The sequence below is a fragment of the Burkholderia sp. FW306-1C-G01B genome (genome assembly GCF_058781685.1).
In genome coordinates, this window is the sequence record NZ_JBYSWZ010000021.1 from 1 (window position 1) to 16554 (window position 16554).

A 16554-nucleotide genomic window follows, 5' to 3' on the forward strand; every position below is an offset into this window, starting at 1 on the left:
GGAGCGGTAGTTCAGTCGGTTAGAATACCGGCCTGTCACGCCGGGGGTCGCGGGTTCGAGTCCCGTCCGCTCCGCCAAACAAACGAAAGTGCCCGCCTTGTGCGGGCATTTTCGTTTGTGCGTCCGGTTGTTGCGCCCGTTCTCGGGCGCGTGACCGCGGAGCGGAGGAAGCCGCCTGCGCGGCTTCCGGCGGGACTCGAAGGGCTGCGCTTGCAAGCGCAGCCGCGGCCTGCGGGATGTAGGCGAGTCCCGTCCGCTCCGCCAAACAAACGAAAGTGCCCGCCTTGTGCGGGCATTTTCGTTTGCGTTTCCGGTTGCGTCCGTCGTGCACTCTGATCCAGGAATCAGGCGCCGCGCCGCTACGAGAAATTCGCGATTGCATCCGCACGCGACTGCGCTATCGTGGCGGGATGCGTTCTTGACCCCTGCGCGATGCTCGATCCGACCGACCTGCGACTCCTGTATCAGCTCCGGCCCGCGGAGCCCGGCGATTTCCCGTTTGCCGAAGCGCTGACGCACGGCAACATGGGCGGCTACTACAAGCGCCATGGGCTCGTGTGGCGCAGCGACCTGTTCTATGCGAGCTGGCGCGAATCCGAGAACTTCATCCTCGAGGCCGACGGCGAGCGCATCGGCGTGCTGCGCGTGACCGAGGAAGGCGATTCGCTGCATATCCGCGACGTCCAGATCGCGGCCGGCCATCGCGGGCACGGCGCCGGCACCTATATGCTCGACATGTCGCACCGCTGGGCGCGTGCGCGCGGGCTGCACGAATTGCAGTTGCGCGTGTTCGTCGATAATCCCGCCGCGCGTCTCTACCAGCGCATGGGCTACCAGGTAGCCGGCCCGCGGCTCGCGCAACTCGGCTCGATCCGCCACATGGTGCGGCCGGTCTGAAGTTCTGACGATCCGGAGCGCAGCGCTCAGCGGACGGCGTCGATCGCGTCGTCGTCCGGCGATTCGTCGTCCGCAATGCGGCCTTCCGCGCCGCGATGCTCGTAGCCGCGCAGCATGAACGCGCGCGGGCTTTCGCCGAATGCACGGCGGAACATCGCCGAGAACGCGCTCTGACTCTGGTAGCCGAGTTCGCGCGCGATATACGACAGCGGGCGCCCCTGATTCAGCAGCGGGATCGCCCGCGCCAGCAGCGCCTGCTGGCGCCACTGCGAAAAGCTCACGCCCAGTTCCTGCTTGAAGAGCCGCGAAATCGTGCGCGTGCTCGCGCCGACCTCGCTCGCCCAGTGTTCGAGCGATTCCGCATGCGCCGGTTGCGCGAGTACGGATTCGCACAGCATGCGTAGCCGTTTCTCGTCAGGCATCGGCACCGCAAGCGGCAACGGCTCGGCATGGCTCAGCTCGTCGAGCACGAGCCCGCACAGCAGGCGCTCGCGCGCGGTGCTCAGGTCGCGCGCATCGAGTGCGACGATCAGTTCGCGCAGCAATCCCGTCACTTCGACGACGCGGCACGCGTCGAGCCCGTCCGGCACGATCGATTCGTCGATATACAGCGTGCGCAAATACGCTTCCTCGACGATCACGACTTCGTGCGTCACACGCGGCGGCACCCAGATCGCGCGGGACGGCGGCACCATCCACGTCGTGCCGGTCGTCGCGACGCGCAGCACGCCGCGCGATGCGTACGCGAGCTGCGCCCACGCATGCGTGTGCAGCGGGATGCGGTGGCCGGCGTCGACCTGCCGCGCGCGCACGCGCATTGGATGGACGGCGGTCGGCGCGAATTCGGGCGGGATGTCGATGACGTCGTATGGGGTCGATACGTCGGCTTGAACGGGAGGATTCATGGACGGTTCGGGCGGCGCGGCGGCGATGCCGTTATTTTAGAAGGCGCCGCGCGAGCGCATGCGGCGGTTTTTCGGGCGATCATGCCGCGTTCAAATGAACTTTGTATGGGGCCGGGCGAATTCGGCGCGGCTGCCCGAGGCCGCGCGTTTGCCGGTCAGAACCATCAGGCCGATCCGGTGGTCTATCGATGCGTGCGCAATTTCGCACGAATCGCGCGCGAACACCGCAACATACGAATCGAAGAGGAGAACCACGATGCGCTACGTATTCGTCTACGGCACCCTGAGAGCCGGAGAGACCAACGACATCGGCCATGCGGCCGCACGACACGGGATCGTCGCGCCGACGCTGCTTGGCGCGGTCGCGCTGCCGGGCGAGCTGTACGATTTCGGTACGTATCCGGGGATGGTCGCCGGGCCGGCCGGCAAGTCGCTGGTCTGGGGCGACGTCTACGAGGTCGACGAGCAGCTCGTTCCCGTGCTCGACGAGATCGAGCGCGTTTATCCGGGCGTCGACACGCTGTTCAAGCCGGAAGAGGTGACCGTCGAACTCGGCGGCCGGCAGTACGCATGCCTGTATTACCCGGTCGCCGCGCATGCGGCAGCCGGGCGTCCGCGCATCGCGTCGGGAGACTGGGTCCAGCACCGGCGCGAGCGGGAAGCTGCCTGAGCGTCCGCGCGGCAGTCGGTTTCGCCGCAAAAGGAAAGCGCCCCACGGGGCGCTTTTTTCGTGCGGTCGTCGCGTGCGACCGGCGACGGCACCTGGCCGGCCGCCGATCGCAGCGAACCGCTTCATCAGATTTCCTCGTACAGCGGCAGCGTCAGGAATTCGGTGAAGCCTTCCGACGTCGACATCTGCTCGAAGATCGCCGCGGCGCGCTCGTACGGCTGCGTGTTGCCGCCGACCGAGCGCTTCACGTTGTCGAGCTCGACCTTTGCGTATTCGCGCACGAGGTCGGCCGTGACCTTGCGGCCGTCGTCGAGCACGCCCTTCGGCGAGCGGATCCACTGCCACACCTGCGAACGGGAAATCTCGGCGGTGGCCGCGTCTTCCATCAGGTTGTGGATCGGCACGCAGCCGTTGCCGTCGAGCCACGCGCCGAGGTAGTGGATGCCGACGTTGATGTTGTTGCGCAGGCCGGCTTCCGTGATCGGCGCTTCAGGCTGGAAGTCGAGCAGGTTCTTGCCTGCGACCTGCACGTCGTCGCGCTGCTTCGCGATCTGGTTCGGCGCGTCGCCGAGCACCTTGACGAACTCTTCCATCGCGATCGGCACGAGGCCCGGGTGCGCAACCCAGCCGCCGTCGTAGCCGTCGGTCGCGTCGCGCTGCTTGTCCGAGCGCACGCCGCCCATCGCCTTGTCGTTCGCTTCCGGATCGTTCTTGATCGGGATCAGCGCACTCATCCCGCCGATCGCCGGCGCGTTGCGCTTGTGGCAGGTTTTCAGCAGCAGCAGCGCGTACGCGCGCATGAACGGCACGGTCATCGTGATCTTCGAACGGTCGGCGAGGCAGAAATCGCGGTCGTTCTTGAACTTCTTGATCGCCGAGAAGATGTAGTCCCAGCGGCCGGCGTTCAGGCCCGAGCTGTGCTCGCGAAGTTCGTACAGGATCTCGTCCATCTCGAACGCGGCGAGGATCGTCTCGATCAGCACGGTCGCGCGGATCGTGCCGCGCGGGATGCCGACCTGTTCCTGCGCGGCGACGAAGATGTCGTTCCACAGGCGCGCCTCGAGATGGCTTTCCATCTTCGGCAGGTAGAAGTACGGGCCCGAGCCGCGCGCGATCAGCTCCTTCGCGTTGTGGAACAGGAACAGCGCGAAATCGAAGATGCCGCCGGACACGCGCTGGCCGTCGACCGTCACGTGCTTCTCGTCGAGATGCCAGCCGCGCGGACGCACGATCAGCGTCGCGACCTTGTCGTTGAGCTTGTACGACTTGCCGTTCTGCTCGAGCGAGATCGTGCGGCGCACCGCGTCCTTCAGGTTGATCTGGCCGTCGATCTGGTTCGTCCAGCTCGGTGCGTTCGAATCCTCGAAGTCCGTCATGTACGAATCGGCGCCCGAGTTCAGCGCGTTGATGATCATCTTGCGCTCGACGGGGCCCGTGATCTCGACCCGGCGACATTGCAGGTCGGCCGGCAGCGGCGCGACCTTCCAGTCGCCCTCGCGGATCGCCGTGGTATCGGCCAGGAAGTCCGGGCGCTCGCCCGCGTCGAGGCGTTTCGTGCGCTCGGCGCGCGCCTGCAGCAGCGCCTGGCGGCGCGGTTCGAACGCGCGGTGCAGCGCTGCGACGAGTGCGAGCGCGTCGGGCGTCAGGATCGCTTCGTAACCCGGCTTGATTTCGCCGGTGATCGTCATGCCTTGCGGCAGCGTGATCGGGGTGCTCATGAGTCTCATCTCCTTGGTCGGTCAGTTGCGGTTTCGGTGAAAGGGGAATGCGGCAGCTGCGAGCGTCATGCACCCGGGCCGGGGCGCGCGCGGTTTGCGTGTCTGCCGGACGGAGCCGGGGTGGCGAGGAATGCGAGCAGGTCGGCCATGCCGGTGCCCGTGCCGTCGGGCGGCGCGCCGAGTTCCTCGGCGGGCGCACCCGTGCGGTTGAGCCAGAACGTCGTGTAGCCGAACCACGCGGCACCGGCGACGTCCCACGCGTTCGACGACACGAACACGATGCCGCGCGGGTTCGGTCCGAACGCGGCGGTGCCGAGCGCGTAGACGGCCGGACTCGGCTTGTAGGCGCGCACCGTGTCGGCCGACAGCACGCGATCGAACAGCCCGGACATGCCGGCGCTCTTAATCGCGATGTCGAGCATCTGCGGGTTGCCGTTCGACAGGATCGCGAGCGGCGGGCGCGACTCGAGCGCGCGCAGCTTGCGCAGCGCGGGCACCGTATCGGGATAGGTGGACAGGCACGCGTATTCGTCCATCAGCCGTTTCTCGGCCGCGCTGTTCAGCGTGAGGCCGAGCGCGCGCGCGGCGAACCGCAGCGCGTCGAGCGTGATGTCCCGGAACGGGCGATAGCGGGCGCCGGCCGGATCGGCGAGCGTGCGCAGCTGCGAGTATTCGATTTGCTTGCGTCGCCACAGCTGCGACAACCGTTCCCCGTGACCGGGAAACATCTGCTCTGCCGCGGCCACGACCGCATGCACGTCGAACAACGTGCCGAATGCGTCGAAGAGGATTGCGTCGGGAGAGGAGAGTGTCGTTGTGGCCGACATAGCCTTGCGCTCCAGTTTCAGAGGTCGGGTCGATTCTATTCGTGATCGCAGATGCTAAAAAAGGCGCTAATCATCACTTGATCTTTTACTTTCATATACATAATCTTGAGCGGCTTAAGCTATTTGAAGGGCGGCGGTGCCGTCCCTGCGAGTCATGGACCGGTTCAAACAGATCGAAACGTTCGCCGCGGTCGCGGCGAAAGGCAGCCTGTCGGCGGCTGCGCACGCGGAAGGCGTCGCGCCGGCGATCATCGGCCGCCGCCTCGACGCGCTCGAGGAGCGGCTCGGCGTCAAGCTACTGGTGCGCACGACGCGCAAGCTCACGCTGACGTTCGAGGGGTCGGCATTCCTCGAGGACTGCCAGCGGATCATCAACGACATGCAGAACGCGGAGGCGAGCGTGTCCGCCGGCGGCGTCAAGGCGAGCGGCCATCTGCGCGTTTCCGCGCCGGCCGGCTTCGGCCGGCGGCACGTCGCGCCGCTCGTGCCCGAATTCACCGTCGGGCATCCGGACGTGTCGGTCACGCTCGACCTGTCCGACCGGATGGTCGACCTCGTCAACGAGGGGTTCGATTGCGCGGTGCGGCTCGGCGAACTGCCGGACTCGTCGCTGGTGTCGCTGAAGCTCGGCGAGAATCGCCGCGTATGCGTCGCGTCGCCCGCGTATCTCGCGCGGCGCGGCACGCCGGCCACGCTCGCGGAACTCGCGCGGCACAACTGCCTCGCGCTTGCGGCGAACGCGAACCAGCAGCGCGGCTGGGCGTTCCAGGAGGACGACAAGGTCGTGTCGATCCGCGTGAACGGCACGATGGAATGCTCGGACGGCGCGGTGCTGCACGAATGGTGTCTGGCCGGCCACGGCCTGGCATGGCGCTCGTGGTGGGAGGTCGGCGACGACATCGCGGCCGGCCGGCTCGTCAGCGTGCTCGACGCGTTCGCCGCGCCGCCGATCGGCATCCACGCGGTGTTTCCGCAGCGCCGCCACCTGCCGCTGCGTGTGCGCCTGTTTCTCGATTACCTGAAGCACACGTACGAGCGGCCCGGTTATTGGGGCGAGTAGGCCACGTATGCCCGCGCGTTTCCGATATGAGGGCGAACCCGCTGCCGGTGCCGGTTGCGCGGTTTCGCACACTACAATCGTAGGAGGCACGCGCGACGCATCGCGGTCGGCCCGAACGGGATCGCGGCGCGCGGAGTGCGATTGACGAAGGAGGGCGCGATGTTCCGGCACATCCTCGTTCCAACCGACGGTTCCGAACTGTCGCAAAAGGCGATCGACGGCGCGATCGACCTGGCTCGCGCGGTCGGCGCGCGCGTGACGGCCTACGCGTGCCTGCCGCAGTATCCGTACTCGCCGTTTTCCGAAGTGATCATCGAGCCGCCCGCCGATTTCCGGGCGCGCAGCGAGCGCGAGGCGCGCGCGCACCTCGACGAGGTCGAATCGGCCGCGAAGGTGGCCGGCGTCGTCTGCGACACGTGGACCAGCGTGCATCCGTCGCCGTATCTCGGCATCATCGAGGCGGCCGAACGCGGCGGCTGCGACGTGATCTTCATGGCGTCCCACGGACGCCGCGGGCTCGGCAGCCTGCTGATCGGCAGCGAGACGCAGCGTGTGCTGACCCATACGAAAATTCCGGTGATCGTCTATCGGTAGGGCGGTGCCTGCTGTTGTGGCCGCGTGGGCGGCAGCAGGACCGGCGCCGTAGAAATAGGGCGCGCCGGGCAGAGCCGGCGCGCGTCGTTGCTGGCGGCCCGCGGGCCGCGCGGCCGGTCGCGCGATCTGCATCGCGCGCCTGCCGTCTCCTCCCTGATTTTGTTCTGTTGCCGATGGCGCGCCGCTTGCGCGCGTTACGCGACCTTCTTGCCGTCGAAGAACTGTTCGTCTTCGGTCGAGCCGTGCAGCGCGGTCGTCGATGCTTCGCGCTCGACCGTCTGCGTCACCGCGTCGAAGTAGCCGGTGCCGACTTCACGCTGGTGCTTGACGGCCGTGAAGCCCTTGTCGGCGGCCGCGAACTCGGCCTGCTGCAGTTCGACGAATGCGCTCATCTGCGTGCGGGCATAGCCGTGCGCGAGGTTGAACATCGAGTAGTTCAGCGCATGGAAGCCGGCCAGCGTGATGAACTGGAACTTGTAGCCCATCGCGCCGAGTTCCTTCTGGAACTTCGCGATCGTCGCGTCGTCGAGGTTTTTCTTCCAGTTGAACGACGGCGAGCAGTTGTACGACAGCAGCTTGCCCGGGAACTGCTTGTGGATCGCTTCCGCGAACTTCTTCGCGTACTCGAGATCCGGCTTGCCGGTTTCGCACCAGATCAGGTCGGCATGCGGCGCGTACGCGAGACCGCGCGAGATCGCCTGCTCGAGGCCCGGCTTCGTGCGGAAGAAACCTTCCACCGTGCGCTCGCCCGTCAGGAACGGCTTGTCGTTGTCGTCGACGTCGGACGTGATCAGGTCGGCCGCTTCCGCGTCGGTACGTGCGACCAGCACGGTCGGCGTGCCCATCACGTCGGCCGCGAGACGCGCAGCCGACAGCTTCGCGACGGCTTCGCGCGTCGGCACGAGCACCTTGCCGCCCATGTGGCCGCACTTCTTCACCGACGCGAGCTGGTCCTCGAAGTGAACGCCCGATGCGCCTGCCTCGATCATTGCCTTCATCAGTTCGAACGCGTTCAGCACGCCGCCGAAGCCGGCTTCCGCGTCGGCCACGATCGGCGCGAAGAAGTCGACATAGCCTTCGTCGCCCGGGTTCTTGCCTTCCGACCACTGGATCTGGTCGGCGCGCGTCAGCGTGTTGTTGATGCGCTTCACGACGAGCGGCACCGAATTCGCCGGGTACAGCGACTGGTCAGGGTACATTTCGCCCGCGACGTTCGCGTCGCCGGCCACTTGCCAGCCGGACAGGTAGATGGCCTTCAGGCCGGCCTTCACCTGCTGCATCGCCTGGTTGCCGGTCAGCGCGCCGAGTGCGTTGACGAACGGCTCGTTGTTGATGAGGCTCCACAGCTTTTCCGCGCCGCGCTTGGCCAGCGTGTGCTCGATCGGGATCGAGCCGCGCAGGCGGACCACGTCCTCGGCCGAGTAGCCGCGCTTGATGCCTTTCCAGCGCGGATCGGTTTCCCATTGCTTTTGCAGTTCCTGTGCCTGTTGCTGACGCGACATGATGAGCTCCTTGATACGGTGTGTTGCCTAATGGGTCGAATCTGACGGTGCGGATGCTGTTCTCGAAGCGGGAAGCGGTGCGTTCCGTCTCGTGAGGTCTTGTATAAGAGTCTAGGCAAATCGACGAAAGCGAAACAGCGGCTGTCTCAGAAAGTGCGTAAATTTTTAATTGTTTTAAATCAAATACTTGAATTCATGATTTCGGGATAAGAAATGATTTTTCCCATCCCGCAATCGTCTGGGTTGTGCCACGCAGCATGATTTTTTACGACACAAAAAAATTTTTCGTATCGTGAAATGTGCGGCAGGGCGAAAAAAAACCGGCGCAGGTGCGCCGGTCGGCTGGATTGGCGGGGCGGCCATCCGTGGGACGGCCATCCGTGGGGCGGCCAGCGGCCGCCCGTGCGTGCTTACGACGCGGAATTGCCGCGGCGCGGGCCGCTGCTGCGCTGGCCGTCGCGACGCGGGCCGCCGTCGCGGCTGCCGCCCGGCTTGCCGCTCCAGCCGCCGCCATTGCCGCCGCCGTAGCTGCGGCCGTTGCCGCCATGACCGCCGCCCGGCTTGCCGCCGAAACGCCGGCCGCCGCCGTTACCGCCGCCCGGACGGCCGCGGCCGCCGTTGCCGCCGCGCGGGGGCGCCGACTTGCGCGGCTCGAAACCTTCGATCACGTTGACCGGCAGCGGCGAGCGCACGAAGCGCTCGATGCGCTTGAGCGCGCCCTGTTCGGCATGGTGCACGAGGCTCACCGCGATACCCGAGCGGCCCGCACGGCCCGTACGGCCGATACGGTGCACGTAGTCTTCCGCGAACTTCGGCAGGTCGTAGTTGAACACGTGCGTGATGCCCGGGATGTCGATGCCGCGTGCTGCGACGTCGGTCGCGACCAGCACGCGCACGCGGCGCTCGCGCAGCGCACGGATCGTGCGGTTACGCGCGCCCTGCGGCAGGTCGCCGTGCAGCGCGGCCGATTCGAAGCCTGCGTCGGCGAGACGGCCGGCGAGCTGGTCGGCGTCGATCTTGGTTGCCGTGAAGATGATCGCCTGGTCGAGCGCGTCGTCGCGCAGCAGGTGATCGAGCAGGCGATCCTTGTGATCGCGGTCGTCGACGTAGTGCACGGTCTGCGCGATGTTCGCGCGCGACTCGAGGCGCTGCTGGATCTCGATGCGCTCGGGGTCCTTCAGCAGGCGGCTCGTCAGCGAACCGATCTTGCCGTCGAGCGTGGCCGAGAACAGCATCGTCTGGCGCGACGCGGGCGTCGCGGCGACGATCGTTTCGATATCGTCGATGAAGCCCATGTCGAGCATGCGGTCGGCTTCGTCGAGCACGAGCATCTTCAGTTCCGACAGGTCGATACGGCCGCGCTCGAGGTGATCGAGCAGGCGGCCCGGCGTGGCAACCAGGATTTCCGGGTTCTTCGCGAGCAGCATCAGCTGCTGGCCGTAGGCGACGCCGCCGAGGATGCTGACCGTGCGCAGGCGCTTCAGGTGCTTGCCGTAGGTCGATGCGGCCGTGGTGACCTGCATCGCGAGTTCGCGGGTCGGCGTCAGCACGAGCAGGCCCGGGCGCGCGACGGGTTGCGGGCGGCGCACGCGGCGGTCGCCCTGGTTCGGTTCGCGCGGCGCGCGCGGTTGCTGCGCCAGCGTCTTCTGGAGCTGCGCGAAACGTTCGATCGCGGGCAGCATGAATGCGGCCGTCTTGCCCGAACCGGTCGGGCTCGACACCAGCAGGTCGCGGCCGGCGATGCCGGCCGGAATCGCGCGCTGCTGAACCGGCGTCGGCTTCACATAGCCGGCGGCCTGCAGCGCGGAGACGATCTCCGGCGACAACCCGAGCGACGCGAAGCTCGGCTCGTCCGACGCCGGTTCGACCGCGGCCGGTGCGGCGGCGTCGTCGAGACCGAGCGCCTGGTCGGCGATCGCGTTGAGCGGGCTGGAGTTGATGCTCGAAGTCATAACAATCCTTGAAACACAGTGGGTGAAACGTCGGCGCCAATCGCGCATACCCAAGTCGTCGGATTCAGCGAGCAAATCGGGAAACGGGTGCAATCCGCCGAACAGTCGGCGGATGAGGCATTAGAAGCTGTTTTGGGTGCGGCGCGCTTCAGGAGCGGGGCCGCCAGCCTGATAAGTGACGACCGCGAGGGTCGAAGCAGGAGGGGACAGGTTCTAAACCGGATTGGAGCTTAACGCTACGAGGCGTCGGGCCGGAACGGCATGCGAGCCGAGCGCGGAGGTGACGCAGGCCGCATTATAAAGAGATTTGCTGCGCTGCGCCACTGATTTGATTGCCTATTGCGAACGGCGTGGTTCGGTCAGGAAGCCGTGCCGTTTTTCAGCGATTCGACGAGTTCGATGTACTGCTGCTTCGCGGCATCCTGCGGCGTGCCCTTCAACGCATCCCATGCGTCGTACTTGTATTTGCCGACGATGTCGGTGAAGCCCGGCTTGTCGCCGTGCGCATCGCCGTCGGTCGCCTGCTTGAAGAGCGCGTACAGACGCAGCAGGGTCAGGTTGCCCGGCCGTTCCGTCAATTGCTTGACGTCGATCTGGGCCTGGTCGAATTGGGCGGTGAGTTCGCTCATCAGGTGTCTCCGTAAGGGTTTCAGGTCGGGCGATCTTAACAAGCGGACCGCCGCGCGGGGTCGAGCGATCCTTCCAAACCGCCGCCGGCGCCGCGCGCGTGCACGGATCGGGCCCGATCGCCCGTGGGAGCGGGGCGCCGCATTACAATGTCGGCCATGACGCAAACAGTGCTCCTCGCCATCGATACGTCGACCGAATACTGCTCGGTCGCGCTGCTGCGCTCGGCCCATGCCGATGACGCCGTTTCCACCCCGCAAACCTGGGTCCGTCACGAACAGACGGGCGCCGTGTCGAGCACGCGCGTGCTGCCGGCGATCCAGGAACTTTTCGCCGAATCCGGGTTGACGCTCGCCGACTGCGACGCGATCGCGTTCGGCGCGGGCCCCGGCTCGTTCACCGGCCTGCGTACCGCGACCGGCATTACGCAGGGCCTCGCGTTCGGGCGCGGGCTGCCGGTCGTGCCGATCGGCACGCTGCTCGCGTGCGCGGAGCACGCGCGGCTGCGCGCGCCCGGCACGACCCGCGTGCTTGCCGCGCTGGACGCGCGGATGGACGAAGCCTACTGGGCGGACTTCGCGTGGGACGACAGCGCCGGCGACTGGCGCACGCTGCATCCGGCGTCGCTCGATGCGCCGGGCGCCGTCGGCGTGCCCGACGCGCCGTTCACGCTCGCGGGCAATGCGGCTGCCGCGTTCGGCGCACAGTTGCCGGCCGCGGCGCGCGCGGCCGTGATCGACGGCGAAGCGTTGCCGCATGCGCTGGCGGTCGCGCATGCCGCGCTGCGCGCGTTCCGCGCCGGGCGCACGGTGCCGGCCGATCAGGCCGCGCCCGAATACGTGCGCGACAAGGTCGCGCAGACGACTGCCGAGCGGGTCGCGGCACGGGCCGCGCAGACGGGCGGAGCGAAGGGATGACGGGGGTACTGCTGAGCGACCGCTATCTGGCGCCGATGACGGACGCGGATCTCGACGAGGTCGTTGCGATCGAGCAGGTCGCGTACGAATTCCCGTGGAGCCGCGGCAACTTCGAGGATTCGTTGCGCAACGGCTATCTGGGCGTGTGCCTGCGGCACGTGACGGGTTCGCTGATCGGTTATTGCGTGCTGATGCCCGTGATCGACGAGATGCACCTGCTCAACCTGTGTGTCGCGCCGGCCGCGCAGCGCGCGGGCGCGGGCCTCGCGCTGCTGCGCGAGGCCGTGCGCATTTCGCGCGCGGAGCGGCTCGACGGCGTGCTGCTCGAGGTGCGGCCGTCCAATCCGCGCGCGATCCATCTGTACGAGCGTTTCGGCTTCGTGACCATCGGCCGGCGCAAGAACTACTATCCGGCGAAGCATCGCAGCCGGGAGGACGCGATCGTGATGCGTCTGACGCTGAACAAGAACGAGGGGGACGCGCATGGTGTGGGCTGAAGCGGCGCTCGAGGAAATGGGCCTCGCGCAGATCTGGGTGCGGCGCGGGCAGCGTGCGGACGAAGGCGCGGCAGCCGACGCGCCCGCCGTGGCGCAAACCGGTACGGCGGACGACGTTTCCGCCGTTGCGGCCGATCGGCCGGCGCGCGCGGTGCGTGCACCGGTGCAAGACGAAGCGCCGCAGGCGGCCGTGCGAGCCGTAGAGGCCTCGCCGGCTCGCGAGTCGGGCATACCGGCTTCGGGCATACCGGCTTCGGGCGTACCGGCACCGGGCGTACCGGCACCGGGCGTACCGGCTTCGGGCATACCGGCTTCGGGCATACCGGCTTCGGGCGCACCGGCGCGCCGTGTCGTCGATGGCGATCGCACGCTCGCGCCGGCGGGTTCCGCCGATGCAATGCCGCCGATGGACGACGCGCCGCTTGCCGGAGAAGACGATTTCGCGTGGTTCGACGCGGCGCCGCCGGGCGAGCCCCTGCCGGCCGAATCGCGTCCCGCCGAAACGCCGGTTGCGATGCTCGACTGGGATGCGCTGGCCGCGCGCGTGCGCGACTGCACGCACTGTCGGCTGTGCGAGAAGCGGACCAACACCGTGTTCGGCGTCGGCGACCGTGAAGCGGACTGGATGCTGATCGGCGAAGCGCCGGGCGAGAACGAGGACAAGCAGGGCGAGCCGTTCGTCGGCCAGGCCGGCAAGCTGCTCGACAACATGCTGCAGTCGCTGGCGCTCAAGCGCGGCGACAACGTGTACATCGCGAACGTGATCAAGTGCCGGCCGCCCGGCAACCGCAACCCGGAACCGGACGAGGTCGCAAGCTGCGAGCCTTATCTGCAGCGCCAGGTCGCGCTCGTGAAACCGAAGCTGATCGTCGCGCTCGGGCGCTTCGCCGCGCAGACGTTGCTGAAGACGGATGCCAGCATCGCGTCGCTGCGCGGCCGCGTGCATGCGTACGAAGGCGTGCCGGTGATCGTCACCTACCACCCGGCGTACCTGTTGCGCAGCCTGCAGGACAAGTCGAAGGCGTGGGCCGACCTGTGCCTCGCGCGCGAAACGTTCCGGCGCGCAGAGGGTGGCGACGCGAACGGGCCGGCCGGGCAATGACGACCGGCGCGGCGTTCGCATTCGTCGATACGCTGCGCGACGCCGCGGTTCGCGATCTGGGCTGGCTGCTCGCGAGCCCGAGCCTGCTGACCGCGGCACCCGGCGCGCCGCTCGCGCATCCGTGGCCGGATGCGGCAGGACAATCGGCCGTCGAGGCATGGCTCGACGCGCTCGATGCGGTGCCCGAGGCGCTGCGCCGCGCGCTCGACGGGGTGCGGCCCACCCGGCTCGGCCGCTACGCCGAATGCCTGCTCGAGTATTTCCTTACGCACGGACCGTCGCTGCGGCTCGTTGCGGCCAATCTTCCGCTACGCAGCAACGGCCTGACGCTCGGCGAAGTCGATTTTCTCGTCGATGCGCCGGGCGGGCAGCGCCTGCACTGGGAACTCGCGGTGAAGTGCTATCTGTGCGCGCCGGTGCGCGACGGCGCGTCGCTCGCCGACTTCGTCGGCCCCAATCTCGTCGACCGGTTCGACCGCAAGCGCAGCCGGTTGCTCGACCACCAGCTGCGGCTCGGCGATCGCGCCGGGTTTGCACTGCTCGGCTACGGCGCGCCGTCCGACGCACAGATGTTCATCAAGGGCTGGCTGTTCTATCCGCACGGCGCACCGTTGCCGCCGGTGTCCGCCGAAATCTCGCCGGATCACCCGCGCGGTTTCTGGCTGACGCATGCGCAGTGGCCGGCGTGGGCGGCCGCGCAGCGTGCCGGCGTTGCCTGGAGCGTGTTGCCGCGGCTTGCTTGGCTTGCACCGCGGCGTGTTGCAGCCGGCGCCGGTTTCGAACCCGAACCTCTCGCGGCCGCACTCGAACTGCCGCCCGTGCTGGCGACGCGTCAGGCTCCCGACCTGATCGGCATTTATGAACAGGGCAGCGATGGCACGTGGCGCGAGACGGCGCGCGGCTTCGTCGTACCCGACGACTGGCCGGCGCGTGCGCAGGCATTCGCGGCGCAGGACAATTGACGCCGCGTCAGGCGGCGCTTACCACCAGCGATGGAAGTGATGAACCGGGCCGACGCCGTGGCCGACGTCGAGGCGGCCGCTCGCGGCGATCGCGCCGGTCAGGTAGGTCTTCGCTTCGCGCACCGCGCTTTCGAGGTCGGGCTGCTGCGGCAGCAGCGCGGCAATCGCCGACGACAGCGTGCAGCCCGTGCCGTGCGTGTTGCTGACCGGCACGCGCAGGCCGTCGAGCCGCACGGTGTGCGCCGCATCGACGAGCCAGTCGGGGCTCGCGGCCGCGTCGGGCAGGTGGCCGCCTTTCATCAGCACGGCGCGCGCGCCCGTCTGCAGCAGTGCCTGGCCTTGCCGGACCATGTCGTCTTCGGTGGTCGCGGGTGCGTCGCCGAGCAGCGCGGCCGCTTCGGGCAGGTTCGGCGTGACGACGGTCGCCAGCGGCAGCAGCGCGTCGCGCAGCGCGTCGACCGCGTCGGGCGCGAGCAGCGCGTGCGAACTCTTCGAGATCATCACCGTGTCGAGCACGACGAAGCGCGGCGCGTAACGGCGCAGCGCGTCGGCCACCGCGTGCACGATCGCCGCGTTCGCGAGCATCCCGATCTTGACCGCATCGATGCGGATGTCGTCGAACACCGCGTCGAGCTGCGCGGTCACGAACGCGGCGTCCGGCGCGTGCACGCCCGTCACGCCGCGCGTGTTCTGCGCGGTCAGCGCGGTGATCACGCTGGCGCCGTACGTACCGAGCGCGGAAAACGTCTTCAGGTCGGCCTGGATGCCCGCGCCGCCGCCCGAATCGGAGCCGGCGATCGTCAGGATGTTGGGTATCGGGTGCGTCATGATGGCAGCGCACCGGTTCGAAGACCGGCGCTGGCGGACGGAAACGGGAAGTGTAGCGTCAGTGCCGCGCTTCGCCGATCAGCGCGACCGAGTCGAACTGACGCTGGTTCGCCTGGTGGCGGCGCATCACGAGCCACATCGTCAGGCAGACGAACGTGCCGAACAGCACGATCACGACGCCGACCGGCACGTCGAGCCACACGAGCACCGCATACAGGCACAGCATCACGAGCACCGACAGGTTCTCGTTGAAGTTCTGCACCGCGATCGAATGGCCGGCCGACAGCAGCACGTGGCCGCGATGCTGCAGCAGTGCGTTCATCGGCACGACGAAGTAGCCCGACAGCGCGCCGACGCCGATCAGGAAGATGTACGCGACGATCAGGTAGACGGGCATGCGCAGATGGCCGAAGTGCACGGCCCAGTGCGACGGGAACAGGTCGCGCGTGTAGAACGCCATCAGCATCACCGCGATGCCCATGATGATGCCGACGGGCAGCACGGTCAGCGACTTCTTCAGCGGGATCCGGGCGGCGGCGGCGATCGCGCCGGCCGCGACGCCGACCGCGACCACGGCCTGCAGGATCGCGCCTTCCGACAGCGACATGCCGAGCGACACCTCGGCCCATTTCAGCACGATGAACTGCAGCGTCGCGCCCGCGCCCCAGAACAGCGTCGTGACCGCCAGCGAGATCTGGCCGAGCTTGTCGCGCCACAGCACCATGAAGCAGTCGGCGAAATCCGTGAGGAGCTTGACCGGGCCGCGTTCCTGCTTCGGATAGCGGGCGCCCGTATCGGGAATGCGCAGGTTGAACAGCGCGGCGATCACGTAGATCGCCATGATGATCGCCATCGCCGCTTCGGCGGGCGTGCCGATCCAGCCGGGCGTGTGCGCGATCACGTGCGATGCGATGTGCGGGCTGATCAGCGCGCCGCCGAGCACGGTGCCGAGAATGATCGAGCTGACGGTCGTACCTTCGATCCAGCCGTTCGCGGCGACCAGCCGATCGGCCGGCAGCAGCTCGGTGAGAATCCCGTATTTGGCGGGCGAGTAGGCCGCCGCGCCGAATCCGACGATCCCGTACGCGATCAGCGGGTGGGCGCCGAACAGCATGATCATGCAGCCGACCACCTTGATCGAGTTGGTGATGAACATCACGCGTCCCTTCGGGCGCGAATCCGCGAAAGCACCGACATACGCCGCCAACACCACATAGGACAACACGAAGAACAGCTTCAGCAGCGGTGTCATCCAGTTGGGGGCGTGGAGGTCTTTCAGCAGGGCGATGGCGGCGATGAGAAGCGCATTGTCGGCCAGCGACGAGAAAAACTGCGCGGCCATGATGGTGTAAAAACCTTTTTTCATCTGATGCGATGCTTTCGTCGCTGCGGCAGGGCCGCGTAGGCCGCCTGATATGCGATCGGCTTATTCCGTTCGAAATGGGTTGTGCGCACGGCTTTATAACATGAAAATACGCCAATTCGGACTAGCAAGA

Annotated in this window: 17 protein-coding genes and 1 tRNA gene; 9 read left to right on the top strand and 9 right to left on the bottom strand. The window is 67.5% G+C overall.

Translation table 11 applies throughout. From position 1 onward, the window contains the following. Both AC3WLY_RS31735 and AC3WLY_RS31740 read left to right on the top strand, forming a co-directional pair. Positions 1 to 77 (top strand) — tRNA-Asp (locus AC3WLY_RS31735). 355 nt (positions 78 to 432) lie between these two features. After that, positions 433 to 897 carry a GNAT family N-acetyltransferase gene (locus AC3WLY_RS31740; protein WP_175961184.1) on the top strand — a complete coding sequence of 155 codons (465 nt, stop codon included), beginning with the start codon at positions 433 to 435 and terminating at the stop codon, positions 895 to 897. Positions 898 to 923: 26 nt separating this feature from the next. Here the strand turns inward: AC3WLY_RS31740 and AC3WLY_RS31745 are convergent, their stop codons facing one another. Next, the gene (locus AC3WLY_RS31745; protein WP_175961183.1) at positions 924 to 1802 is read right to left on the bottom strand and encodes an AraC family transcriptional regulator; all 879 of its coding nucleotides are present in this window, start codon (positions 1800 to 1802) and stop codon (positions 924 to 926) included. Between the two features lie 90 nt (positions 1803 to 1892). Beyond that, complete coding sequence (locus AC3WLY_RS31750; RefSeq protein WP_175961181.1) at positions 1893 to 2057, bottom strand: hypothetical protein; 165 nt, start codon at positions 2055 to 2057, stop codon at positions 1893 to 1895. Between the two features lies 1 nt (position 2058). Here AC3WLY_RS31750 and AC3WLY_RS31755 point away from each other — a divergent pair, with 1 nt between their 5' ends. Then, a complete protein-coding gene (locus tag AC3WLY_RS31755) occupies positions 2059 to 2472 on the top strand; it encodes a gamma-glutamylcyclotransferase family protein (protein WP_175961179.1) in 414 nt (137 codons plus the stop codon). 125 nt (positions 2473 to 2597) lie between these two features. Here the strand turns inward: AC3WLY_RS31755 and aceB are convergent, their stop codons facing one another. Further along, on the bottom strand, positions 2598 to 4190 hold the full coding sequence (gene aceB / locus AC3WLY_RS31760; RefSeq protein WP_175961177.1) for a malate synthase A: 1593 nt from the start codon (positions 4188 to 4190) through the stop codon (positions 2598 to 2600). A gap of 65 nt (positions 4191 to 4255) precedes the next feature. Then, positions 4256 to 5017, bottom strand: a complete 762-nt coding sequence (locus AC3WLY_RS31765; protein WP_492310652.1) for a haloacid dehalogenase type II — start codon at positions 5015 to 5017, stop codon at positions 4256 to 4258. A 154-nt stretch (positions 5018 to 5171) separates the two neighbouring features. On the opposite strand from AC3WLY_RS31765, the gene AC3WLY_RS31770 reads away from it, so the two are divergent. Then, positions 5172 to 6077, top strand: a complete 906-nt coding sequence (locus AC3WLY_RS31770) for a LysR family transcriptional regulator (protein WP_310143373.1) — start codon at positions 5172 to 5174, stop codon at positions 6075 to 6077. Positions 6078 to 6236: 159 nt separating this feature from the next. Beyond that, positions 6237 to 6671 carry a universal stress protein gene (locus tag AC3WLY_RS31775; protein ID WP_034184755.1) on the top strand — a complete coding sequence of 145 codons (435 nt, stop codon included), beginning with the start codon at positions 6237 to 6239 and terminating at the stop codon, positions 6669 to 6671. Positions 6672 to 6865: 194 nt separating this feature from the next. On the opposite strand, the gene aceA is transcribed toward AC3WLY_RS31775, so the two are convergent. The 3 genes from aceA to AC3WLY_RS31790 form a co-directional block, all read right to left on the bottom strand. Next, positions 6866 to 8173, bottom strand: a complete 1308-nt coding sequence (gene aceA / locus AC3WLY_RS31780) for an isocitrate lyase (protein WP_152863933.1) — start codon at positions 8171 to 8173, stop codon at positions 6866 to 6868. A 410-nt stretch (positions 8174 to 8583) separates the two neighbouring features. Beyond that, positions 8584 to 10125 carry a DEAD/DEAH box helicase gene (locus AC3WLY_RS31785; RefSeq protein ID WP_111016702.1) on the bottom strand — a complete coding sequence of 514 codons (1542 nt, stop codon included), beginning with the start codon at positions 10123 to 10125 and terminating at the stop codon, positions 8584 to 8586. 359 nt (positions 10126 to 10484) lie between these two features. Beyond that, positions 10485 to 10754: an acyl-CoA-binding protein gene (locus AC3WLY_RS31790; RefSeq protein WP_492310651.1), complete on the bottom strand. Its 270-nt coding sequence runs from the start codon at positions 10752 to 10754 to the stop codon at positions 10485 to 10487. Between the two features lie 147 nt (positions 10755 to 10901). On the opposite strand from AC3WLY_RS31790, the gene tsaB reads away from it, so the two are divergent. The 4 genes from tsaB to AC3WLY_RS31810 are packed head-to-tail and all read left to right on the top strand — an operon-like array spanning position 10902 to position 14230. Continuing rightward, positions 10902 to 11669: a tRNA (adenosine(37)-N6)-threonylcarbamoyltransferase complex dimerization subunit type 1 TsaB gene (gene tsaB / locus AC3WLY_RS31795; protein ID WP_175961171.1), complete on the top strand. Its 768-nt coding sequence runs from the start codon at positions 10902 to 10904 to the stop codon at positions 11667 to 11669. After that, a complete protein-coding gene (gene rimI, locus AC3WLY_RS31800) occupies positions 11666 to 12166 on the top strand; it encodes a ribosomal protein S18-alanine N-acetyltransferase (protein ID WP_175961169.1) in 501 nt (166 codons plus the stop codon). Before tsaB ends, rimI begins: the two co-directional genes overlap by 4 nt. Continuing rightward, a complete protein-coding gene (locus tag AC3WLY_RS31805) occupies positions 12153 to 13268 on the top strand; it encodes a uracil-DNA glycosylase (RefSeq protein ID WP_492310650.1) in 1116 nt (371 codons plus the stop codon). Before rimI ends, AC3WLY_RS31805 begins: the two co-directional genes overlap by 14 nt. Further along, the gene (locus AC3WLY_RS31810; protein ID WP_492310649.1) at positions 13265 to 14230 is read left to right on the top strand and encodes a DUF1853 family protein; all 966 of its coding nucleotides are present in this window, start codon (positions 13265 to 13267) and stop codon (positions 14228 to 14230) included. Before AC3WLY_RS31805 ends, AC3WLY_RS31810 begins: the two co-directional genes overlap by 4 nt. An 18-nt stretch (positions 14231 to 14248) precedes the next feature. On the opposite strand, the gene thiD is transcribed toward AC3WLY_RS31810, so the two are convergent. Both thiD and lplT read right to left on the bottom strand, forming a co-directional pair. Further along, complete coding sequence (gene thiD / locus AC3WLY_RS31815; protein WP_492310648.1) at positions 14249 to 15058, bottom strand: bifunctional hydroxymethylpyrimidine kinase/phosphomethylpyrimidine kinase; 810 nt, start codon at positions 15056 to 15058, stop codon at positions 14249 to 14251. Between the two features lie 58 nt (positions 15059 to 15116). Continuing rightward, complete coding sequence (lplT, locus tag AC3WLY_RS31820) at positions 15117 to 16424, bottom strand: lysophospholipid transporter LplT (protein WP_175961162.1); 1308 nt, start codon at positions 16422 to 16424, stop codon at positions 15117 to 15119. Positions 16425 to 16554 lie beyond the last annotated feature (130 nt).